This is a genomic window from [Mycobacterium] manitobense, from assembly GCF_025821665.1.
Lineage (GTDB): Bacteria > Actinomycetota > Actinomycetes > Mycobacteriales > Mycobacteriaceae > Mycobacterium > Mycobacterium arseniciresistens.
In genome coordinates this window covers 1-472 of the sequence record NZ_JACKSJ010000213.1, presented here as the reverse complement: position 1 = coordinate 472, position 472 = coordinate 1, and the positions used below count along the sequence as shown (strand labels likewise).

Genomic DNA, 472 nt, shown 5'->3' with positions numbered 1-472 from the left:
GGACACCGCGGGCCTGGAGAAAGCCCGCGCACGGTTGGGCGCGCTGGAAGACGCGGTGCGCCGCAACACCGCCCAGCCCATCAACGACGCGAACTTCGAGAAGTTCTTCGGCTATCCCGGGACCGCCAAACGGAACCTGCCGCTGCAATGATGTGAACCGATGCCCCGCGCCCAATCCCCCGCCGAACACCTACGCCGTCCCGGCTACACCCCGGCCAACACCGCCGTGGGCCGCCGTGGGCAGCACACCCGCGACCGCATCATCGACAGCGCCGCCCGGCTGTTCGCCGCTCACGGCTTCCAGGGGACCTCGATCGACGCCATCGCCAGGGACGTCGGCGGCTCCCGCGCCACGGTGTATCAGTACTTCGCCGGCAAGGACGAGATCTTCATCGAGCTGACCCGCCGCGGCGAGCAGGCGGTGCTCGAGCACGTCGACCGGCTCCACGGCCTGGGCCCCGACGCCGACGGA

The 472-nt window shown here is 70.6% G+C and carries 1 protein-coding gene and 1 pseudogene; both read left to right on the top strand.

Annotated elements, in window-relative coordinates:
* Window positions 1-151, top strand: a pseudogene (locus H7I41_RS23510) (acyl-CoA synthetase); the annotation flags it as partial.
* Window positions 152-160: 9 nt separating this feature from the next.
* The coding region (locus H7I41_RS23505; RefSeq protein ID WP_264015034.1) for a TetR/AcrR family transcriptional regulator at window positions 161-472 on the top strand (312 nt) is incomplete at its 3' end.